The sequence below is a fragment of the Promicromonospora aerolata genome, from assembly GCF_042682255.1.
GTDB lineage: Bacteria > Actinomycetota > Actinomycetes > Actinomycetales > Cellulomonadaceae > Promicromonospora > Promicromonospora aerolata.
The window spans coordinates 5035120-5055261 of the sequence record NZ_JBHUHF010000001.1 but is presented as its reverse complement, the minus strand read 5'-3'; the positions used below and the strand labels follow the sequence as shown (position 1 = coordinate 5055261).

At 71.0% G+C, this 20142-nt stretch carries 13 protein-coding genes; 3 read left to right on the top strand and 10 right to left on the bottom strand.

Going from position 1 to position 20142, the window contains the following annotated elements:
- Positions 1 to 137 precede the first annotated feature (137 nt).
- The 4 genes from ACFSL2_RS22450 to ACFSL2_RS22435 form a co-directional block, all read right to left on the bottom strand.
- Complete coding sequence (locus tag ACFSL2_RS22450) at positions 138 to 1316, bottom strand: Gfo/Idh/MocA family protein (RefSeq protein WP_377199970.1); 1179 nt, start codon at positions 1314 to 1316, stop codon at positions 138 to 140.
- A gap of 75 nt (positions 1317 to 1391) precedes the next feature.
- Positions 1392 to 2447: a substrate-binding domain-containing protein gene (locus ACFSL2_RS22445; RefSeq protein ID WP_377199969.1), complete on the bottom strand. Its 1056-nt coding sequence runs from the start codon at positions 2445 to 2447 to the stop codon at positions 1392 to 1394.
- 80 nt (positions 2448 to 2527) lie between these two features.
- Complete coding sequence (locus tag ACFSL2_RS22440) at positions 2528 to 3466, bottom strand: ABC transporter permease (protein ID WP_377200875.1); 939 nt, start codon at positions 3464 to 3466, stop codon at positions 2528 to 2530.
- 38 nt (positions 3467 to 3504) lie between these two features.
- The gene (locus ACFSL2_RS22435; RefSeq protein ID WP_377199968.1) at positions 3505 to 5034 is read right to left on the bottom strand and encodes a sugar ABC transporter ATP-binding protein; all 1530 of its coding nucleotides are present in this window, start codon (positions 5032 to 5034) and stop codon (positions 3505 to 3507) included.
- 178 nt (positions 5035 to 5212) lie between these two features.
- On the opposite strand from ACFSL2_RS22435, the gene ACFSL2_RS22430 reads away from it, so the two are divergent.
- Together ACFSL2_RS22430 and ACFSL2_RS22425 are read left to right on the top strand one after the other, a co-directional pair.
- The gene (locus tag ACFSL2_RS22430; protein ID WP_377199967.1) at positions 5213 to 6361 is read left to right on the top strand and encodes an ROK family protein; all 1149 of its coding nucleotides are present in this window, start codon (positions 5213 to 5215) and stop codon (positions 6359 to 6361) included.
- Positions 6358 to 7038 carry a ThuA domain-containing protein gene (locus ACFSL2_RS22425; protein ID WP_377199966.1) on the top strand — a complete coding sequence of 227 codons (681 nt, stop codon included), beginning with the start codon at positions 6358 to 6360 and terminating at the stop codon, positions 7036 to 7038. The genes ACFSL2_RS22430 and ACFSL2_RS22425 overlap by 4 nt, the downstream gene beginning before the upstream one ends.
- Positions 7039 to 7136: 98 nt before the next feature.
- Here the strand turns inward: ACFSL2_RS22425 and ACFSL2_RS22420 are convergent, their stop codons facing one another.
- From ACFSL2_RS22420 to ACFSL2_RS22400, 5 genes are all read right to left on the bottom strand, one after another.
- Positions 7137 to 10109, bottom strand: coding sequence for a 3-keto-alpha-glucoside-1,2-lyase-like domain-containing protein (locus tag ACFSL2_RS22420; RefSeq protein WP_377199965.1), 2973 nt, complete (start codon positions 10107 to 10109; stop codon positions 7137 to 7139).
- A 248-nt stretch (positions 10110 to 10357) separates the two neighbouring features.
- Positions 10358 to 13108 (bottom strand): PKD domain-containing protein, encoded by a 2751-nt coding sequence (locus ACFSL2_RS22415; RefSeq protein ID WP_377199964.1) that lies wholly within the window; start codon positions 13106 to 13108, stop codon positions 10358 to 10360.
- 92 nt (positions 13109 to 13200) lie between these two features.
- The gene (locus tag ACFSL2_RS22410) at positions 13201 to 14391 is read right to left on the bottom strand and encodes a sugar phosphate isomerase/epimerase family protein (RefSeq protein ID WP_377199963.1); all 1191 of its coding nucleotides are present in this window, start codon (positions 14389 to 14391) and stop codon (positions 13201 to 13203) included.
- A 96-nt stretch (positions 14392 to 14487) separates the two neighbouring features.
- On the bottom strand, positions 14488 to 15873 hold the full coding sequence (locus ACFSL2_RS22405; RefSeq protein ID WP_377199962.1) for a methyltransferase family protein: 1386 nt from the start codon (positions 15871 to 15873) through the stop codon (positions 14488 to 14490).
- Positions 15870 to 16982 (bottom strand): hypothetical protein, encoded by a 1113-nt coding sequence (locus ACFSL2_RS22400; RefSeq protein WP_377199961.1) that lies wholly within the window; start codon positions 16980 to 16982, stop codon positions 15870 to 15872. The genes ACFSL2_RS22405 and ACFSL2_RS22400 overlap by 4 nt, the downstream gene beginning before the upstream one ends.
- Before the next feature lie 115 nt (positions 16983 to 17097).
- On the opposite strand from ACFSL2_RS22400, the gene ACFSL2_RS22395 reads away from it, so the two are divergent.
- Positions 17098 to 17718, top strand: a complete 621-nt coding sequence (locus tag ACFSL2_RS22395; protein ID WP_377199960.1) for a TetR/AcrR family transcriptional regulator — start codon at positions 17098 to 17100, stop codon at positions 17716 to 17718.
- A gap of 9 nt (positions 17719 to 17727) precedes the next feature.
- Here the strand turns inward: ACFSL2_RS22395 and ligA are convergent, their stop codons facing one another.
- Positions 17728 to 20142: an NAD-dependent DNA ligase LigA gene (gene ligA, locus ACFSL2_RS22390; protein WP_377199959.1), complete on the bottom strand. Its 2415-nt coding sequence runs from the start codon at positions 20140 to 20142 to the stop codon at positions 17728 to 17730.

The following is a 20142-nucleotide window of genomic DNA, read 5'->3' as shown; positions in this document are numbered from 1 at the left end:
CTCCTTCGTCGTCGAATGGTCTTGTTTGCGCTCCGGGAATCCGAGCCGTCGGCCCTGACGACATCGGTACCGGTCCTGCTGCTACCTGCCTCGCATCTCTGCCGAGGTTCCGCTCCTCCTCTCGTCGGAGCCGCCCGTCAGGGCAGCTCCACCCAGCCGCTGCCCTGCTGGGCACTGCGCTCGACGGCGTCCAGCACCCGCTGGACCTCCAGGCCGTCCCGGAACGACGGCGTGGGCTGCCGCCGCTCCGCCAGGTCGCCCATCAGGTCGACGACCTGGTGCGTGAAGGCGTGCTCGTAGCCGAGACCGTGCCCCGGCGGCCACCAGGCGCCGCCGTACGGGTGCTCCGGCTCGGTGACGACGATCCGACGGAAGCCGGCGGTCGTCACATCGTCGGTGGCGTCGAAGAAGTGCAGGAGGTTCATGTCCTCGAAGTCGAACGCGAGCGAACCCTTCGAGCCGTTGATCTCCAGCCGGATGGCGTTCTTGCGGCCCCAGGCGAACCGGGTCGCCTCGAAGGTCGCCAGGCCGCCGCCGGACAGCCGCCCGAGGAACACCGCGGCGTCGTCCACCGTGACCTTGCCCGTGCGGCCGCCGTCGGCGACGCCCGACAGGCCGGAGGACGACGACGCCTCCGGCCGCTCGTGGACGAAGGTCTCGAGCAGGCCGCTCACTCCGGTGAGCGACTCGCCCGTGATGAACCTGGCCAGGTCCACGACGTGGGCGCCGATGTCGCCCAGCGCACCGGAACCCGCCTTCTGCTTGTCCAGGCGCCAGGACATCGGCGCCTCGGGGTCGGCTATCCAGTCCTGCAGGTACTGGGCCCGCACGTGCCGGATCTCGCCGATCCGGCCCTGTTCCACGAGCCGGCGGGCCAGCGCGATGGCGGGCACGCGGCGGTAGGTGAACCCCACCATCGCGTGCACGCCCCGCTCGGCTGCCGCGTCGGCGGCAGCCACCATCTTCTCGGCCTCGGCCACGCTGTTGGCCAGCGGCTTCTCGCACAGGACGTGCTTGCCGGCCTCCAGCGCCGCGACCGCGATCTCGGCGTGCGTGTCACCCGGCGTACAGACATCGACCAGTCCGATGTCGTCCCGCGTGAGCAGCTCGCGCCACCCGACGACCGCCTCGTCCCAGCCGAGCCGGTCGGCGGCCGCACGGACCGCGGCCTCGTCCCGGCCCGCCACCGCACGCATGCGCGGCGTCAGCGCCAGGTCGAAGAACCGCGGCGCCGTGCGCCACGCCTGCGAATGTGCTGCCCCCATGAACGAGTAGCCGACCATGCCGACCCCGAGCTCGCTCTTACCAGTACTCATACCGCGCCTCCCCGCCACTGTTGTCTCACCGCCGTGTCGCACGCCCTGGCGGGCGTCATCTGCTGCGTCACCGCGTCAGGAGTCGAAACCGATCGGCAGGTACTCCTCGACGTTGTCCGCCGTGACGACGGGCGCGAAGAGCTGGATGGTCCGGGGCACGCCGATCGACGCGAGGTCGCTCACCGTCTTGTTCTGGGCGATCAGCCGGGCGAGCTTGACGCCGTCAGCAGCCTGGGTGGACGGGTAGACGACCGTCGCCTGCACCACGCTGTCGCCGGACTGGATCTCTTCCATCATGTCGAGCGAGCCTGCGCCACCCACGAGGAAGAACTCGTCGCGGTCGGCGTTCTCGATAGCGGCGAGCACGCCGATGCCCTGGTCGTCGTCGTGGTTCCAGATGGCGTCGATCTCGGGCTCGGCGGACAGCAGGTTCGCGGTGGCCTCCTCGCCGCCCTGGACCGTGAAGTCCGCGGCGACGCGCGCGTCGACGTCGAGCCCGCAGTCGTCCAGCGCGTCCTTGAAGCCGTTGCTGCGGTCGGTCGTCAGGGGCAGGGCGTCGATACCGGCGATCTCGGCGACCACGGCGTCCTTGTTGTCGCCGATCTGCTCGCAGATGTACGTGCCCGCGCTCACGCCCATGCCGTAGTTGTCGCCCAGCACCGTGGTGCGGGCGGCGAACGGGCTGGTGAACTCGCGGTCCACGTTGACGACCGGGATGCCGGCCTCCATGGCCTCGAGCGCCACCTCGGTGAGCGCGGCGCCGTCGAACGGCAGCAGCACGATGGCGTCGACGCCCTCGTTGATGAAGCCCTCGATCTGGCTGATCTGGACGTTCACGTCGTTGGTGCCCTCCGCGACGCGCAGGTCGACGTCCTCGTACTTCTCGGCCTCGGCCTCGGCCGCCGAGGTGATGGCGCCCATCCAGCCGTGGTCGGCGGCCGGGGCGGAGAAGCCGATGACCACCTCGTCGCCGGGCTCGTCGTTCTCGGTCGTCGTGACGGGACCGGCCGCGGCCGTCTCCTCGTCGCGGGGCTCGTTGCTGACGCAGCCGCTGACGACGAGCGCGGCACAGGCTGCCGCGATGAAGGCACCGGACACCCGGCGGGTACGTACTGCTCGAACTGAGGTCATCGTGATCTCCCTTGATCTGGAGGTGGAGCTGGGGTGTTGGCTGGTACGCGCACCGGAGATACGCGACGGGTCAGGCTTGCTCACGTGCTCGTCGCCTTCTCGCGCGACGCGAACCACTGCTGCAGCAGCACGGCGCCCACGATGATCGCGCCCTTGGCGATCGCCTGGACCGAGCTGTCGATGTTGTTGAGGATGAAGACGTTGGTGAGCGTCGAGAAGATGAGGACGCCCAGCACGGTGCCGGTGATGGTGCCGCGGCCGCCGGCCAGCAGGGTGCCACCGACGACGACCGCCGCGATGACGTCCAGCTCGAGGAGCGTTCCGGTCGTGGAGGAGCCGGCCGTGGTGCGGGCCAGCATCATCACGGCGCCGATACCCGCCGTCAGGCCGGTGAGCCCGTACAGGTAGAGGGTGTGCCGCTTGATCTTGATGCCCGCGAGGCGTGCGGCCTCGGGGTTGCCGCCCACCGCAACGGTGCGCCGGCCGAACGTGGTGCGGTTCAGCAGGAACCAGCCAGCGGCCGCGACCACGACGAAGATCCACACGATCATCGGTACGCCGAGCACGTCGGCGCGGAAGACGTCGAGGAACGGATCCACCTCGACACGCTGCGTCTGCCGACCGGCGATGAGCTCGGCGAGACCCTTGGCCGCGGCCAGCATGGCGAGGGTGGCCATGAAGGCCGGTACCTTGCCGTACGCGACCAGGGCGCCGTTCACGAGGCCGGCGGCCAGGCCGACGGCCATCGCGGTGACCACCATGATCCACCAGCCGTAGTCCTCCGCCATGTACTGGGTGGACAGCGTGGACGCCCAGACGGTCGCCAGGCCGAGCACCGAGCCGACCGACAGGTCGATGCCGCCGGCGGTGATGACGAACGTCATGCCGATGCTCACCACGCCAGTCGTGGCTGCGAGGGCGAGCAGCGTGGTGATGTTGCCGACCGAGGCGAACCTGCCCTCCGTGGTGGCGATCCCCACCACGCACAGCAGGATGAGGGCAAGCACGAGGCCGCCCATTCGCAGTGCCGGCCCTGACAGGGCAGCAGCTCGTCCACTCACGGGACACTTCCTTCCATGACCATGTCGAGCACGGCGTGCTCGTCGATGTCGTCGGCGGGGCTGTCGTGGACCGCCCGGCCGTCGGAGATGACCAGGACCCGGTCTGCCAGGCCCAGCACTTCGGGGATCTCGCTCGACACGACGACGACGGCCGCGCCGTCGTCGGCGAGGCGACGGATCAGGTTGTAGATCTCGGAGCGCGCGCCCACGTCGACGCCCCGGGTGGGCTCGTCGAGCAGCAGCACGCGACAGCCGTGCACGAGCCAGCGGGCGAGCAGCACCTTCTGCTGGTTGCCGCCGGACAGGGTGCGTGCGTCGCGGTCCACGGACGCGGGCCGCAGCTCGAGGGCCTCGACCTGCTCCTGCGACGCGGCACGCTCGGCACGCTCGTCGAGCCAGCCGCCGTGCGCCATGCGCCCGAACGAGGACAGGGTGATGTTCCGGTACACGGGCTCGTCCAGGAGCAGGCCCTGGCTCTTGCGCTCCTCCGGGCACAGGCCGATGCCCGCCGCGACCGCCGCGTCCACGCCGGACCGCAGGCGCTTGCCGCCCAGCCGCACGGTGCCCGACGTCGCCCGCCGCGCCCCGTAGATGGTCTCGAGGATCTCGGACCGGCCGGAGCCGACGAGGCCCGCCAGGCCGACGATCTCGCCGGCCCGGACCGTGAGCGAGACGTCCTTGAAGACCTCGCCGTGCGCGAGGCCGTCGACCTCGAGCACCGGTGCCGCGTCGTCCGGCACGCCGGGGCGTGCGGGGAACGTGTACTCGACGCTGCGCCCCGTCATCAGCTTGATCAGGTCGTCCGTCGACGTGTCGGCGACGGACAGGCTCGTCGCCACCGTACGGCCGTCCTTGATCACCGTGATGCGGTCACCGAGCTGGCGGATCTCCTCCAACCGGTGCGAGATGTAGACGACGGCGACGCCGTCGGCGGTCAGCTCGCGCACGATGCGGTGGAGGTTCTCGACCTCCTCGGAGTCCAGCACCGCGGAGGGCTCGTCCATGATCACCACACGCGCATCCCGCGACAGCGCGCGGGCCAGCGACACGATCTGCTTGCCGGCTGCCGGCAGGCTCCCTACCTCGCGGTGGGGCGAGATCTCCGGGTGGCCGAGCCGCTTCAGGATCGCCCGGGTGTTCCGCGCCGCGTCGGACCGGCGCGTGACGCCGCTCCGAGCGAGCTCGTGCCCCAGGTAGATGTTCTCGGCGACGGTCAGCCCGTCGACGACATCCAGCTCCTGGTAGATCGTGGCGATGCCGAGCCGGAGCGCCGCGACCGGGTCCGGCATGGTCACCGGCTTCCCGTCGAGCAGCACCTCGCCCGCGGTGGGCTGGTGCGCACCGGCCAAGGTCTTGATGAGGGTGGACTTGCCGGCCCCGTTCTGGCCGAGCAGGCAGTGCACCTCGCCGGGGCGGACCTCGAGGTCGACGCCGTCGAGTGCCTTGGCGCCAGGGAAGTGCTTGACGATGCCCCGCATCTCGAGCAGCGGTGCTCTTGAGTCTTCGCTTGAGTCTTCGCTGACCATGCGCCGACGGTAGACGGCACTTCTGCTTACTGTCAATCAAAAGTTCCGGTACTTTAGGAACGTTACCAGCCCGTGACGCGGTAGGGCGGGCGAAAAAGTCGGAGGAAAGGCGGCATGGTTCACTGTGCTCATGGAAGGGCTGGCAAAATTCCCACCGCGACCTACGGGTGCGGGCGAGATGTTCCAACTGCTCAGGAACGGTGCGCCTCGGACGCGTGCCTCGCTCGTCGCCGAGACCGGGCAGTCACGGTCGACCGTCGCCGCGCGGATCGACGCACTACGGTCCGTCGGCATGCTCACTCCGGCGGGAGAAGCCACCAGCACCGGTGGACGACCCCCGTCGACCTTCGCCTTCGACCCGGCGGCACGGATCGTGCTGGGGGTCGACCTGGGCGCCACCCACGCCCGGATCGCCGTCACCGACCTCGCGGGCGAGCCGATCACGCACGTGGATGAGCCGCTCGCCATCGCCGAAGGCCCCGACCGCGTGCTGACCTGGGTGGCCGAGACGGGAAGCAAGCTCGTCAGCCGGGCCGGACGCCGCATGGACGAGCTCGCCGGCATCGGCATCGGCCTGCCCGGCCCCGTCGACCACAGCACGGGCCAGCCCGTCAACCCGCCGATCATGCCCGGCTGGGGCGGCGCCGACGTCCCGGCCCAGCTGCACGCGCGGCTCGGCGTGCCGGCGATGGTTGACAACGACGTCAACATCATGGCGCTCGGTGAGCACCGCACGATGGCTCCCGACGTCGACGACCTGCTGTTCATCAAGGTGGCCACCGGCATCGGTGCCGGGATCATCATGGACGGTCAGCTGCGTCGGGGCGCCCAGGGGGCCGCCGGCGACCTCGGCCACGTCACCGTGCCCGGCGCCGGGGAGATCCCCTGCCGGTGCGGCAACACCGGATGTCTCGAGGCCGTCGCCGGTGGTGGCGCCATCGCCGCGCACCTGCGCGAGCTGGGCGCCTCGGTCGAGAGCACCCACGAGATCGTCGACCTCGTCCGGTCCGGTGACGTCGCCGCCGGACAGGCCGTCCGCCAGGCCGGCCGGGACATCGGCAGCGTGCTGGCCGCGTCGGTCAGCCTGCTGAACCCCGCGCGGATCGTCGTCGGAGGCATCCTGGCCGGAGCCGGCGAGCATCTCCTGGCGGGCATCCGGGAGGTCGTCTACCAGCGGTCGCTGCCGCTGGCCACCCAGCATCTACGCATCACGCCGTCCGAGGCGGGTCCCCAGGCCGGCGTCGTCGGGGCCGCCACCCTTGTCATCGAGCAGTACCTTGCGCCATCGTCGGTCGACGCTCTCATCGCCGCCAAGGAGGTTTCATGACCACGCGTACGGCACTCGTCGTCCGGGGAGGCTGGGACGGTCACGACCCGGTCGGCACCACGGACCTGTTCGTCCCGTCCCTCCAGGACGCCGGGTTCGACGTGATCGTCGAGGACTCTCTCGAGGTCTACGCCGACGAAGAGGTCATGGCCCGCACCGACCTGATCGTCCAGTCGTGGACGATGGGCGACATCCTGGTCGAGGAGATGCACGGCCTGCGCGTGGCGATCGAGAACGGCACCGGGCTCGCCGGCTGGCACGGCGGGCTGCTGGACGCCTTCCGCAACGTCACCGACTACCAGCACATCGTCGGCGGCCAGTTCGTCGCGCACCCCGACGACGCCATCGACCACGAGATCGTCGTCCGGCCCGAACGCGCCGACCACCCGGTCGTCGAGGGTCTTCCGTCGACGATCCGGTTGGACACCGAGCAGTACTGGGTGCAGAACGACGCCGCCTGCGACGTCCTCATGACGACCACCCATCAGCCGCGGCCGGACGCGCCGTGGCAGGAGCCCGTCACCGTTCCGGTGACCTGGACGCGCCACTGGGGCAAGGGCCGGGTCTTCGCCTGCACGGTCGGCCACTCGGTCGCGGATCTCGAGCACCCCGCGATCCACCGGACCATCACCCGCGGGCTCCTCTGGGCGGCGGGTTCGGCACAGCCGACGCAGTAGGCGCGCAAGGCGCCCGAACCGAACGAGAGATACCGAACGAGAGATGGTGCTGCCCGGGACCTCGCGTCCCGGGCAGCACCATCTTCCTGTGTCGCGGGTCAGCCCACGTCCGCCAGGTCCTTCACCCGGACGTCACGGTAGTAGATGGTCTCGCCACCACCGTGGTTCTGCAGGCCCACGTACCCCTGCGCGAGGTCACGCGCCGGGTCGGTGCTCATGAAGTCGTTCACGAGCACCCCGTTGAGCAGGACCTTGATGTTCTGGCCCTCCACCCGGATCTCGTAGGAGTTCCACGAGCCGACCGGGTTCAGAGCCTGCTCCACGGCGGCCGCGTCCGCACCCTGGAAGGTGTAGATCGACCCCGTGGTGCGGTCGGGCTCGTCGCTCGCGTCGACCTGGATCTCGTAGCCCTGGTTCACGGCGACCCACGGGTCGTTCCCGGGGTCCGGGAAGCCGACGAAGATGCCGCCGTTGTCGTCCTGCACGAGCTTCCAGTCCAGCTTGAGGCTGTACTCGCCCAGCTCCTGACCGGTGTGCCAGAGCAGGCCCATGCCACCGGTGCTACGGATCGAGCAGTCGCTCTGGCGGCCGAACGAGCCGGCTCCCGCGAGACGCCACTCGTCGAGGGACTCCAGGGTGCCGTCGAACAGCGCCTCGTAGCCCTCCCCGTAGTCCTTCGAACCGCAGATGTCCGGGTTGCCGCCGACCTTGAGGACGTCGAGGTTGACGTTCCCGTCGTCGTCCGCGTCGTAGCGGAGCGTGATCGTGTTCACGCCCTCCTGCAGCTGCATCGGCCGCGTGACGGTCGCCCAGGTCTTCCAGTCACCGGTGGACTCGAGAGCCCACGGCTCGACCTCCTGCCCGTTCACCAGCACCGAGACCTGCTTGGTGCCCTGGAACGGGTTGGGGCCGTTGGCGTAGCGCAGGCGCACGGGGTGCGTGCCCGCCCGGTCCACGTCCACCGTGAACCGAGCCGAGGCGCCCACCTGGCCGAACCCGGCAGCGAACCCGGACCCCGAGTAGCCGGAGTGCTCGGTGGCCACGTTGGCGGAACCGCGCAGCGTCGCCTCCTCGGCCTCGTGGTACCCGCGCTCGGCCGGCGACGTGTAGCCGGGGATGGCGTTGAGCGTGTACCAGGCCTCGGTGTTCCAGAGCTCACGGCCCTCGGCGTCCGCGAACGGGCGCGGGCTGCGCAGGTGCACCACGCGGCCCGGCTCGAGCCCGTCCACCGTCAGCGTGACCTGGGTACGGTCCTCGGACACCTCGGCGTCCGCGACGAAGAGCGGCCGCTCGTCGATCTTCGGTCCGCCGTAGTTGCGCGTGGGCACGTAGCGCCAGTGGTCCATCCGGAACGCCTCGTTGGGGTTCTCGGCGATCTTCGCGACCGTCTCGTCCGACAGGGGCTCCGTGTACTCGACCTCGAAGCCGGTCTCGGTGGCCCGCATCTCGGTCATGTCGAAGGCGTCCTCGCCGTTGGGCGCCAGCTTCTGCAGGCCGTAGCGCAGCTTGCCGCCCTCGCTCCAGTTGCCGGCCTCGCCGATGCCACCCACGTACAGGGCGCCGTCGGGACCGACCACCGTGCGGTTGACGCCCGCCTCCAGGCCGGCCGAGTGCCGGAACACCGCGCCCTGGTACTCGCCGTCGACCTTCTCGAGGAAGCCACGCTGCAGACCACCGTAGGTGACGTCCCCGAACACCAGCTGGCCCGCGTACGGGCCCTCGTCGAGCTGCACCGGGGCGCTCGGCGAGTTGCCGATCTCGTTCTGGGGCACCCACAGCGCCGGAGCGGAGACCGGCTGGTCGTCGAACGGACCCGCCGGGTTCGTGAAGTGGTTGAAGAACTTGCCCTGCTCGACGTGCACGAGCTTGGAGGCGGGCAGCCAGGCGCCCTGGTTGTCCATCACGAACAGCTCGCCGTCCGGACCCTTGACCATGCCGTTGGGCGTGCGCAGGCCGCCGGCCACGTACTCGATCTCACCGGTCTCGCGGTCGATCTTGATCGCGGTGCCGCGGTTCTCGGCCGGCTGCGGGTCCGTGGTGGCACCACCGTTGTCGATGGCGACGGAGAGGTTGACATAGAAGCTCTCCTCGTCGTGCAGCAGACCGAAGGCGAACTCGTGGAAGTTGCCGCCGAAGGGCCACTCGGCCAGCGTGCTGTGCTCGTCGTAGAACCCGTCGCCGTCCGGGTCCGTGAGCTCCGTGAGCCCGTCCCGCTCGGAGACGAAGATCGAGTCCCCGATCACGGCGACACCCATCGGGTTGAGGAGGTCGGTGGCGACCTTCTCGACGGTGACCTCCTCCTTCGAGGTCTCTCCGGTCACGTTGTCGAGCAGGAACACCTCGCCCGGCTCCGGGTCCTCCACCCAGCCGGCGGGGCTCACCGAGCCGGACGTGACCACGGCGAGCCGGTCGTCACCGGTCCAGTCGAGCGCGGCGACCATGGGCTCGAAGCCCTCGGGGCGCAGGTCAGTGAGCGTGTAGCCCGGGTACACCGAGTCGAGACGCATGCCGTCGCCCGCGGTGTCGTCCTGGTTCTCGCAGTACTTGGTGCCCGGGGCCGTGACGCGCACGACGCCGGCCTCGGTGCTCAGGACCGACGAGGGCACGATCGCGAAGTCGGCCGCGCCCGGGGGACGCCACTCGAGCCGGAGGACGTTGCCGCCGCCGTTCTCGAAGTACTCGACCCGCAGGGCGTGCACGCCCGCCTCGAGCGCGACGGTGCCCTCCTTCGAGGTCTCACCGTGCAGGCCGTCGTGGTCGATGACCTCGGCCTCGTCGATCACCAGGCGCGAACCGTCGTCGCTGGTGAGCCGGAACTCGTAGTTGCCGGCCGACGGGACCGTGAGGTTCGCCAGCGCGTGGGAGATGAACCGGTCGCTCATCCCGAAGTCGGCGTCCGTCGAGTAGTCGATGGTGGGGGTGAGCTGGTCGACGTTGGGCGTCTGGCCCGACCGCAGCGTGCACAGCTCGCTGAGCTCGCGGGCCAGGTCGTAGGTCCTCAGGGTGACGCCGGGCTCTTGCGGCGGCAGCTCGTCCGCCGCTGATGCGGAAGCGGTAGTTCCTGCCAGCATCACCGCTGTCAGGCCTATGGCAGTCGCGCCTGCGACTGCCTGTCTTGCGTGGACATTGGTTCCACGTTGGCGCATGAACTCTCCTCGGTCGGCGTTGACCATGCGACAAGAACCTACGAGGACTTTTGTCGACAGTCAAGCAGAAGTCGTCAACTCGTCGCCGTTAATGGCGCTTGCCGGAACACGTCGGCCGGCCCGGGTGCGAAAGACGCATCCCGACCGGCCGACTCAGGTGCCCTGCGGTCAGCTCATCGGCCGGTGTCGGCGACGACGAGCTCGACGGTGGCCCAGTCCCGCGCCCCCGCACTGTCGGTCGCGACCAACCGCGCGGTGTACCGGCCCGGGGCCGAGTACTCGTGCGTGACCTCCTGGCCCTCCGCCGTCGTGCCGTCACCGAGGTCCCAGCGGTACGACGTGATCTCCCGGCCCTCCGGTGCCACGGCGGAGCCCGAGAGCTCGGCCACGAGGTGGTCCGGCGCCCCGGTGCGGTCGGCCTCCGCCTCGACCCGCGGCGCGGTGGCGTCGGCGACGCCCCGGCCGTGGAAGACGAGCCAGTCGAGCGCCGGTGCGACGTCCGCCTCAGCCGTCCCGGCAGGCTGCCCCGTGTCGCTGGACACGAGATAGAGGGTGGTGGTCCCGCTCTGCCCGTCGATGTCGATGCTGGGCGAGACGACCTGTCCGGCGGCGTCCGCCGCACCGACCCGCGCCTGACCGAGCTTGGGACCTGTCGGGCTGCCCACGCGCACCTCGACGGTGGCGCCGACGTCGCCGGGCAGTACGCCGAGAGTGAGCCCGGTGATGCCCGTCAGATCCACCGGCTCGAACGCGATCCAGTCGCCGGGGTCCAGGTCGCTGACCAGACGGCCGCCGCGTGCCGCGGGGTCGTCGACGACGGTGACACCGGCGCTGTCGCTGAAGAACTCGGCCTCCTTGTCCTTGACCTGCAGCCGGATACGGTCCTGGCCGGTGAGCTCCGGAACGCCCGCGGCGCCCAGGTCCCGGTAGCCCGCACCGAGCACGCCGTACACGTTCTGCCCGGCACCGTGGTCGGCCGGGTCGAGGAACACGGCACCGGAACAGCCCGTGTAGTTGTCCAGCGGGTGGGCATGCGTGTCGTGCCCCAGCTGGGTGTTGACGGTCACGCGGTCGCAGTCGATGGTTCCGGCGGCGGTGGAGCCGTCCTCGGCGTCGACGACGTCGACCGAGTACGGGAGGGTGTCCCCGAGCTCGGCGAAGCCGCCGGCTGCCGGTGTGCCGAAGGAGACCTCCGGGCGGGTGTTGCCCGCCGTGATCTTCTGGACCGAGACCCCGGTGAGGCCATCGCTGTCGGTGACGGTGAGCCGCGCGGAGTGCTGTCCGCGCTCCGTGTAGGTGTGCACGGGTTTGGCCTCGGTCGAGTCGACGACACCGTCGTTCTCGAAGTCCCAGGCGTACGTGATGTCGAGCCCGTCAGGGCTGTTGCTGGCCTCGCCGTCGAAGCTCACGGTGAGCGGCGCCGCGCCGGACTCGACGTCGGTCGTGAACTGCGCGATCGGGCGCCGGCCGTCGGCGACGTAGTCCACGCGGTAGATGCCGGCGTTGGTGTTGGTGCTGCCTCGTCCGGCGCCTCGCCCGCTGCCGAAGTCCATGATGTACAGCGACCCGTCGGGCCCGAACTCCGCCTCGAACGGCGAGACGAAGGTCTCCTCGGAGAGGAAGGGATCGATCGAGCGAAGGTCGCCCGTGGCCTCGTCGATCGACAGCACCTTGTAGAAGTTGCGCGCGTACTCGGACACGAACCAGTGGCCGTCGTACGACTCGGGGAACTTCGTCTTGACGGGGTTCTCGGCGTCGTACCGGTAGACCGGGCCGGCCATCGGGGCGGCGCCGCCCGTCCCGAGCTCGGGGAACTCCGCGGACTCGCCGTAGCCGTACCAGACGAGCGGCAGCTCGCTGGGCGGCAGCTCGCGCAGACCCGTGTTGTTCGGGGACTCGTTGACCGGGTTGGCGCAGTCGAACGCCTCGCCCGACTCGCCCGTGGCGAAGTCGTAGTCGATGTACGCCTGGTTGTTCGCGTGGCAGTACGGCCAGCCGTGGTTGCCGGGTTCGGTCATCCGGATGAACTCGACCATGCCCTCGGGTCCGCGCAGCGGATTCGCCACCCGGGCGTCCGGGCCGTAGTCACCGACCAGGACCGCGCTGGTCCCGGGGTCGACGGTGATGCGGAACGGGTTGCGGAAACCCATCCCGTAGATCTCCGGACGGGTCCCCGCGGTGCCCGGCGCGAACAGGTTGCCCTCGGGGACCGTGTACGTCCCGTCGTCCTCCGGGTGGATCCGCAGGACCTTGCCGCGCAGGTCGTTGGTGTTGGCGGACGTGCCCTGCGCGTCCCAGGCCCGGCGGCCGTCTCGTTCGTCGATCGGCGTGTAGCCGGCCTGGTCGAACGGGTCGGCGTTGTCACCGGTGGCCACGTGGAGGTTGCCGTCGGGACCCATCGCGAGCGAGCCGCCCATGTGGGAGTTCGCGCGGCCCTCACCCCGCCAGATCGTGTAGTCGAGGAGGCGCTCCTCCGACGCCGGGTCGATCGTGTTGTCCGGCCCCATGGTGAACCGGGAGAGATTCATCTTGGCGACGTCGGGGTCGCTCCACAGCAGGTACAGCCACCCGTTCTCGGCGAAGTCGTTGTCCAGCGTCAGACCCAGCAGGCCGTCCGACTGGGTCAGGAGGTCGAGGGAGTAGTCGAGGTCCAGGGCGGTGGTCTGGCGTAGCGTGTCCTGCTCGAGGACCTTGACCGCGCCGGTCCGCTCGATGTAGATGACCCGGCCGTCCTCGGCGACGTCCAGCTCGAACGGGTCGCTCAGACCCTCCGTGACCAGCGGGATCTTCTCGAAGCTGGACGAGTCGGCGTGGCCGCCCTCCCCCGGGTGTGCTGCGGAGACCGAGGCGGTTGCCAGGGACCCGACGGCGACGGCCATCCCGAGCACGGCCGCCACGGCTCTGTGGCGTGGTGCAGGCATCATGAACACTCCTCCGTGTAGTGAAAGCTCTCGTCGGCCGAACGGCGTCGTCGACGTTCTCCGGGCTCGCCGGTACGAGCGACCGGCAGCGTGCTTCAGTAGCGCAGCTCGGCGAGGTTGCCGATGCTGGTGCACGCGGACGTGACACCGTCCGGGGTCGGCTGGTCGTGCTCCGTGAAGCCGTAGCGCACCCCGGCGAGGGAGGCGTTCGCGAAGATCTCGGCGAAGTCGATGGTGCCCTCGCCGACGTCGGCGAAGGATCCGTCGGCCGCGAGGTCCTTGAGGTGCAGCAGCTCGAACCGGCCGGGGTAGGTGGTGAACAGCTCGACCGCGCCGACGCCGACGCTGGCCGACCAGTACACGTCGAGCTCCATCGTGACCAGCTCGGGGTCGGTCTCCCGGACCAGGACGTCGTAGCCGCTGACGCCGTTCTCGACGGTCTCGAACTCGTACCCGTGGTTGTGGTACGCGACGGTGATCCCGTTCGCCTTGAGCGTCGCGCCGACCTCGTTCAGCACCGCCGCCGTCCGCGAGTAGTCGGCGAGGGTCCACCTGCTGGAGCCGGAGATGCGCACGTACTCGGCGCCGATCGCGTGCGCCTCGGCGATGACGCCGTCGATGTCGTTCTCCAGGTTCGACAGGCTGACGCCCAGGGACGGGACGGCCAGCCCCGCAGCGTCCGTCAGCGGCGCGAGCTGTGCGGACGTGTACCCGTAGAAGTTGCCGACGCGGCCCGACGGCTCGATGTTCTGGAACCCGCACTCGGCGAGCGCCGCGAGGGTTCCCTCGGCATCCGTGGGCATCGTGGCCCGGACGGTGTAGCCCACCAGGCCGATCGTGCTCAGGTCCACCGAACGCGTCCCGGTCACCGGGTGCGGGGCGCCCACCTCCGAGGCGGCCGCGGCTCGCGCGATGCTGGACCGCTCGGCGTCGGTGAGCACCCCCGCCCGCTCCAGCTCGCTCGCGACCCGAGCGACGGTGCTCGTGAACTGGCCGTGCGTCGAGAACGGCGCGTCGGCCATGATCTCGTCCATGACGGTGCACCCGTTGCCGGTGTCACGGTTGGGTACCCCGGAGGCGGCCTCGCCCGCCCCGAAGAACACCGACTGGCCGGCCGAGTAGCCGTAGACGCACTCGTCCGCTGCCGGCGCGGCCGAGGCGCCTGACGCGACCAGCGGGAGTGCGAGGACGACGCCGGCGACCGCACCGAGCCACCTGTTCGTTCGTGGGGTCCGTCGTCGCGGGGTTCGACCGGGGGTCCGTCCGGGGGTGAGAATGCGGTTCATCAGCCTGCCTCTCCGTTGAGGTTGCCTGTCCGTCACGCGCACGAGGACCGATGTCGTCCTCCTGCCGTGGCCGACGGTATGACCCCGGTAGAGCGGTCACAATGAGTTGCCGTCGGTTGCCCTGGTGTCGTCCCGGGGAGGGCCGCCAAGGGCTGGGCTCAGGGCGGGCACAGGGCAATCCTGGGGGCGGGACGCGCGGGGGCCCGCCCCGAACGCATCGGCGCCGAGCTGCGCGAAGTGCCGCACGACGGGCAGGTCGAGCGCCCAGCCGACGAGCGCCCAGCCGAGGTGGAGGTGCCCCAGTGCGCGGGCGACCGCGGCGACGCCCTGGGCACGGACGGCCGGTGTCCCTGGCACACCTGTGGTGTCGTCCGGCACCTCGTACGTCACGCGGTAGAGCACGTCCGGGTGCTCTGCGGCAGGCCGGATCTGCAGGCGGACGGGCTCGTGACGCACGAACCAGCGTGCGAGTCCGCTGCACGGGTCGCAGTCGGCGGCGACCCAGAGCGTCGCGGCGGGGACCGTGGGTGCCGGCCGCCAGCGGGGCAGCCAGGGCCGTACCGCTGCGCGGTAGCCGAGGTAGGGCGCACCGAACGTGCTGCGTAGCTGCTCTCCCTCGTGCCATTCGCCCAGCCCGGCGGAGTAGCCGACGGCGACCAGGGTGCCGAGCAGGAGCGCCGGCTCCCCGAGGGTGAGGGCGAGCATCGCATACGTGGCGGCGACGGTGGTCTGCATCGGGTTGCGCAGGTACGCGTACGGGCCGGACGTGACGAGGTGCGACGGGGGGTCGTACGGCAGCGGTGTACCGCGTCCGACGGCGGCCAGCTCGCGCATCGCGGCCAGTCCCGGCAGGCAGGTGAGCAGCGTGAGCTGGAGGCCGACGGACGTGATCCCCGCGGGCCAGCGGGGTTCGGGCGACAGGGCCAGGACGGGGAGCGCGAGCAGCAGACCGCCGGCCCAGAACGCCTGGGCCCACGCGCGGTGGGTGACGTGCGTGCCGCGCAGCGTCCAGCGCGTCAGGAAGAGGGCGGGGACCAGGACCGTCACGACGCCCACCGCCTCGCCGACCAGCCAGGCGCCGCCGAGCACGACCACCGGCTCGCCGAGCGGCATGACGGCCAGGTCCAGCCAGACCAGGACAGCGGCCAGGAGTACGAGCGACCCGCGCCCGTCGCGGAGGTGGCTCGCACTCAGGGCGGGCACCGCACCCCACAGGAGCGACCAGCCCAGCCACAGGTCGACGGGCACACCGAGCCAGACGGCCCCGGTCGCGTGGAACGTCCACCAGCCGAGCGACGGCGCCACCACGTTCAGGGGCAGGAGCAGCAGCGCGGCCCAGGCGGTGGCCGTGACCGCCGCCCCGGTCACACGCGCGCTCGGCGGCCGCCACGCGCCCAGGGCGACCACGGCGAGCAGCGGCACTCCCACGGCCACCGCCCGGACGACGACGGCGGCGGTAGCCGGGTCGAGCGGACCGGTCACCCGTCCGCCTGTTCCGCCGTGGCCGTCCGCTCCGCAGTGGCCGCGAACGTCTCGATGAGGTACTCGGCGGCCAGACCGGTCGCGTAGTGCTGGAGCGGCCCGAAGTACCAGGACGGGTCGAACGTGCGGGTGTAGTCGAGGGACCAGGTGACGCGCGTGCGACCGGCACCGGCCGCCTCCCACGTGACGTCGGCGGAGTGCAGGTCCATCCAGCGGTCCAGGGTCGTGTCCGCCGTGACGCCGAGGCGCACGTGTCCCCCGCCGTCGGACACCTGGGACTCCACCACCCGGAGCGACATCGCGCGGGGCACCACCTCCGCGCCGAGGCCCAGGCTACGGCCGGGGGTGAAGGTGACGTGGCGCTCGTCCCCCACGCGCAGTCCGTCCCCGGTGGCGGCCACCGGCTCGGGGAACGGGACCGCCCGCAGGAACGGCGCCTCGAAGTCACCGTAGGCGGGCGGGGCGGCCAGCGCTGCCGCCACCTGCTCGGGTGTCGCCTGCACCACCACGGTTGCGGTGCCCGAGTCGTCGCGCGGCAGCAGGCTGAACCCGCCGACCCCCTCGGCCAGCAGGACGAGGAGCACCGGTGCGGCCGCCACCGCGCGTCCGCGATGGTGGCGCGACTTCTGGACGAGCCCACCGATGAGCGCCGCGACGCCGTAGAAGAGCGGGGCCGCGATGACCAGGCACACGACACCCTCGTCCAGCAGCGGGCCCGCGAGCGCCAGCCCCACCGTGGTGGTGGCCAGCGCCGTGCCGACCGCGCTCCGGGGCCGGGCGGTGAGGATCACCGTGAGCGCGATGACCGCCGGGATGCCGACGTAGAAGAGTGCCGTCTGCTGCGCGTCGGCAGAGCCGAGGAGCTTGGCCACGAGCATCGCGGCGAAAAGGGCGAGCGCGACCCCGGCGAGCTGGAGCCGGGCGCGGCGCGCACCGGGCGTCAGCGGAGGGCGGGATGCTGGGCGCGGTTCCGGGTCGGCGTCCCACTCCGCGTCGGGCCGGATGTCGCGGCGTGCCGGGTCGGCTTGTTCTGGGCCGGGATACTCCGGGCCGCGATGTTCTGGGACCGGGCGTTCCGGGTCGGGGCCGATCCCTCGGGGTTCTTCCATCGGTCCGTGCACCAGTCCCTCCGCCGCCGTCGGCCAGCGGCCGGGGCTCGTTTGATCAGTCGCTTTAATCACTCGATTAAAGCATATGATCAAGAGACGGCGAAAGGAGCTGACGATGGCCCAGACCGGGCGCAGGACGGCCGAGGAGACCCGCAAGCGGCTGCTGGACGCGGCGGACCAGGTGCTGCAGGAGCAGGGGTATGCCGGAGTTTCGGCCCGCACGATCGCGACCGTGGCGGAGGCCAACTCGGCGCTGGTCTTCTACCACTTCGGTGGTGTGGACCAGCTGCTCCTGGCGGCGCTGGACCGCGCGACCGAGGAACGCATGGCACTGCACCGCGTCACCGCGGCGAAGGCACGCACCGTCGAAGAGCTGGTCGAGGCCGCGACCACCATCTACCGGACCGACCTGGAGCGCGGGTACCTCGCGCAGTTCGGCGAGCTCGTCGCGGCCGCCGTGACCAAGCCGGCGCTGCGCGAGGAGATCAGCGTGCGGGCCGAACCCTGGGTCGGCTTCGTCGCCGAGCACTGGGAGCGGGTCGTGGGCGGGTCACCGCTCGGCAAGCTGCTCCCCGCACGGGACGTCGCCGACGCCGCGATCACCTTCTACCTGGGTGTGAACCTGTTCTCGGTGATCGACCCCGGCCGGGAGCGCACGGACGGGGTCTTCGCCCTCGCGGAACGCCTCGCGCCCCGGGCCAAGCTGCTTACCGTGCGGCTACCGGGCCGGCGGTGATCCTCGCGTTCACAACGCCTCGGGACCGCCCTCCAGCAGCGCCTTGAACTCGTCCTCGTCGAGGGTGGGGATCTCGAGCGCCTCGGCCTTGGCGGCCTTGGTGCCGGCGTTCTCGCCCAGCACGACGTAGTCGGTCTTCTTGGAGACGGATCCCGAGGCCTTGCCGCCCGCGGCGAGGATCGCCTCCTTGGCACCGTCGCGCGTGAAGTCCTCCAGCGAGCCGGTCACCACGACGGTCAGGCCTGCGAGCGGGCCGGTGGGCCCGGTGTCGGCCTCGGCCATCGCGGCAGGTCCCGGGTGCCCCGGAGTGGCGAGCTCGACACCCGCCGCACGCCACGCCGCGAGGATGTCCTGGTGCCAGTCCACCGCCAGCCACGCCTTGATCTCGGCGGCGATCACCGGGCCCACCCCGTCCACCGCCGCCAGCTCCTCCTCGGACGCCGCCTCGACGGCTTCCACGGAACCGAACCAGCCCGCGAGCGCCCGGGCCGCCACCGGCCCGACGTGCCGGATGTTCAGGGAGACCAGCTTGCGCCACAGCTCCTTCGTCTTGGCGCGCTCCAGCTCGTCCAGGAGCTTGGTCGCGCTGGCGGACGGCGCCCCGTCCGACAGGGTCTCGCCCGACTCCTCCGCCGCGGCGCGCTGCGCCTTCGTGTACGACAGCTTGCGCCGGAACGGGGCCCTGCGGCGCACCACGCCGTCGTCGTCCATCTTCGGCAGGCCGGTCTCCGCGTCCCGCACCACCGCTTCGATCGGCAGCAGCTGGTCGAGCGTGAGCGAGAACAGCTGGGCCTCGGTGACCAGGGGCGGGGTGTCCGGCACGTCGGGCTGCGTGAGCGCCGCGGCCGTGACCTCGCCGAGCGCCTCGATGTCGAGGCCGCCGCGCGACCCGATGTGCTCGACCCGTCCGCGCACCTGTGCCGGGCAGGACTTCGCGTTGGGGCAGCGCAGGTCGACGTCGCCCTCCTTCATGGGACGCAGGGGCGTATCGCACTCCGGACACCGGGCCGGCATGACGAAGTCCTCGCGCGGGTAGCCGTCGTCGGCCAGGGCGGGCACCGGCCCGAGGATCTCCGGGATGACGTCGCCCGCCTTGCGCAGCACCACCACGTCGCCGATGCGCACGCCCTTGGCCCGCACGACGTCCTGGTTGTGCAGGGTCGCCTGACGCACCGTGGAGCCCGCGACCTTCACCGGCTCCATCACGGCGTACGGGGTGGCCCTGCCGGTCCGCCCCACACCGACCTGGATGGCCAGCAGCCGGGTGTTGACCTCTTCGGGCGGGTACTTGAAGGCGATGGCCCACCGGGGCGCCCGGCTGGTCGACCCCAGCCGGCGCTGCCGTGCCAGCGCGTCGACCTTGAGAACGATCCCGTCGAGCTCGTGCTCGATGTCGTGCCGGTGCTCACGGAAGTGCTCGATCATCTCGAGCGCGCCGTCCAGCCCGTCGACCACCCGGTTGTGCGGGGAGACGGGGATGCCCCACTGCTCGAACAGCGTGTACGCGTCGGACTGCCGCTCCAGCTCGGCGTGCTCGCCTTCCTCCCACTGCAGCGCACCCACGCCGTGCGCGTACATGCGTAGCCCCTCCACCCGGGCGAGCCCCGCCTCCAGCTCGAGCCCGTCCTTCTTATCCAGCAGCTGCCGCAGGCCGCCCGCCGCGGCGTTGCGTGGGTTGGCGAACTGCGGGAACCGGCGCAGGGCGGCGATGCGGGCTTGTTCCACGTCGAACGGCTTGCGACCGGCGGTGTGGCGTCCGGAACGTGCCCGGCTCTCCTCGACGGCCCGCTCCCGAAGCTGGGCCTGCAGCTCGTTGAGCCGCGCGAAGGTGGCGACCGGGATGAACACCTCGCCCCGCACCTCGACCACGTCCGGGTGGTCCTCGCCGGTGAGCTTCTGGGGGATCTCGGCGATCCGGAGCACGTTGCGGGTCACGTCCTCGCCGACGCGTCCGTCACCACGCGTGACCCCTCGCACCAGGCGTCCCCGCTCGTACACGAGAGAGATCGCCAGGCCGTCGATCTTGACCTCGCACAGCAGGCCGGGTCGGTCGGTGCCGAGGTCACGGTTGACCTTCTCCGCCCAGACCGCCAGCTCGTCGGTGGTGAAGGCGTTGTCGAGCGACAGCATGCGTTCGAGGTGCTCCACCGTGGCGAACCCCGCTGCCGCCGCACCTCCGACGCTCTGGGTCGGTGACTCCGGGGTCGCCAGCGCGGGGTGCGCCGCCTCCAGCGCCTGCAGCTCACGCATCCGCGCGTCGTACTCGGCGTCCGACGACACCGGGGCGTCGGCCTCGAAGTACGCCCGCCGGTCCTCTTCGATCCGGGCCACGAGCTCGGACCACCGGCGCTGCGCACCGGCGTCGTCGCTCGTCGTCTCGGTGGGTTCCGGGATGCCTGTCGTCTCGCTCACAGACACAATCAT

Bases quoted from the DNA above. Each gene is read 5' to 3' on its own strand.
- ACFSL2_RS22450 (WP_377199970.1), bottom strand. From the start codon at position 1,316: ATGAGTACTGGTAAGAGCGAGCTCGGGGTCGGCATGGTCGGCTACTCG.
- ACFSL2_RS22445 (WP_377199969.1), bottom strand. From the start codon at position 2,447: ATGACCTCAGTTCGAGCAGTACGTACCCGCCGGGTGTCCGGTGCCTTC.
- ACFSL2_RS22440 (WP_377200875.1), bottom strand. From the start codon at position 3,466: ATGGGCGGCCTCGTGCTTGCCCTCATCCTGCTGTGCGTGGTGGGGATC.
- ACFSL2_RS22435 (WP_377199968.1), bottom strand. From the start codon at position 5,034: ATGGTCAGCGAAGACTCAAGCGAAGACTCAAGAGCACCGCTGCTCGAG.
- ACFSL2_RS22430 (WP_377199967.1), top strand. From the start codon at position 5,213: ATGTTCCAACTGCTCAGGAACGGTGCGCCTCGGACGCGTGCCTCGCTC.
- ACFSL2_RS22425 (WP_377199966.1), top strand. From the start codon at position 6,358: ATGACCACGCGTACGGCACTCGTCGTCCGGGGAGGCTGGGACGGTCAC.
- ACFSL2_RS22420 (WP_377199965.1), bottom strand. From the start codon at position 10,109: ATGCTGGCAGGAACTACCGCTTCCGCATCAGCGGCGGACGAGCTGCCG.
- ACFSL2_RS22415 (WP_377199964.1), bottom strand. From the start codon at position 13,108: ATGATGCCTGCACCACGCCACAGAGCCGTGGCGGCCGTGCTCGGGATG.
- ACFSL2_RS22410 (WP_377199963.1), bottom strand. From the start codon at position 14,391: ATGAACCGCATTCTCACCCCCGGACGGACCCCCGGTCGAACCCCGCGA.
- ACFSL2_RS22400 (WP_377199961.1), bottom strand. From the start codon at position 16,982: ATGGAAGAACCCCGAGGGATCGGCCCCGACCCGGAACGCCCGGTCCCA.
- ACFSL2_RS22395 (WP_377199960.1), top strand. From the start codon at position 17,098: ATGGCCCAGACCGGGCGCAGGACGGCCGAGGAGACCCGCAAGCGGCTG.
- ligA (WP_377199959.1), bottom strand. From the start codon at position 20,142: ATGATTGTGTCTGTGAGCGAGACGACAGGCATCCCGGAACCCACCGAG.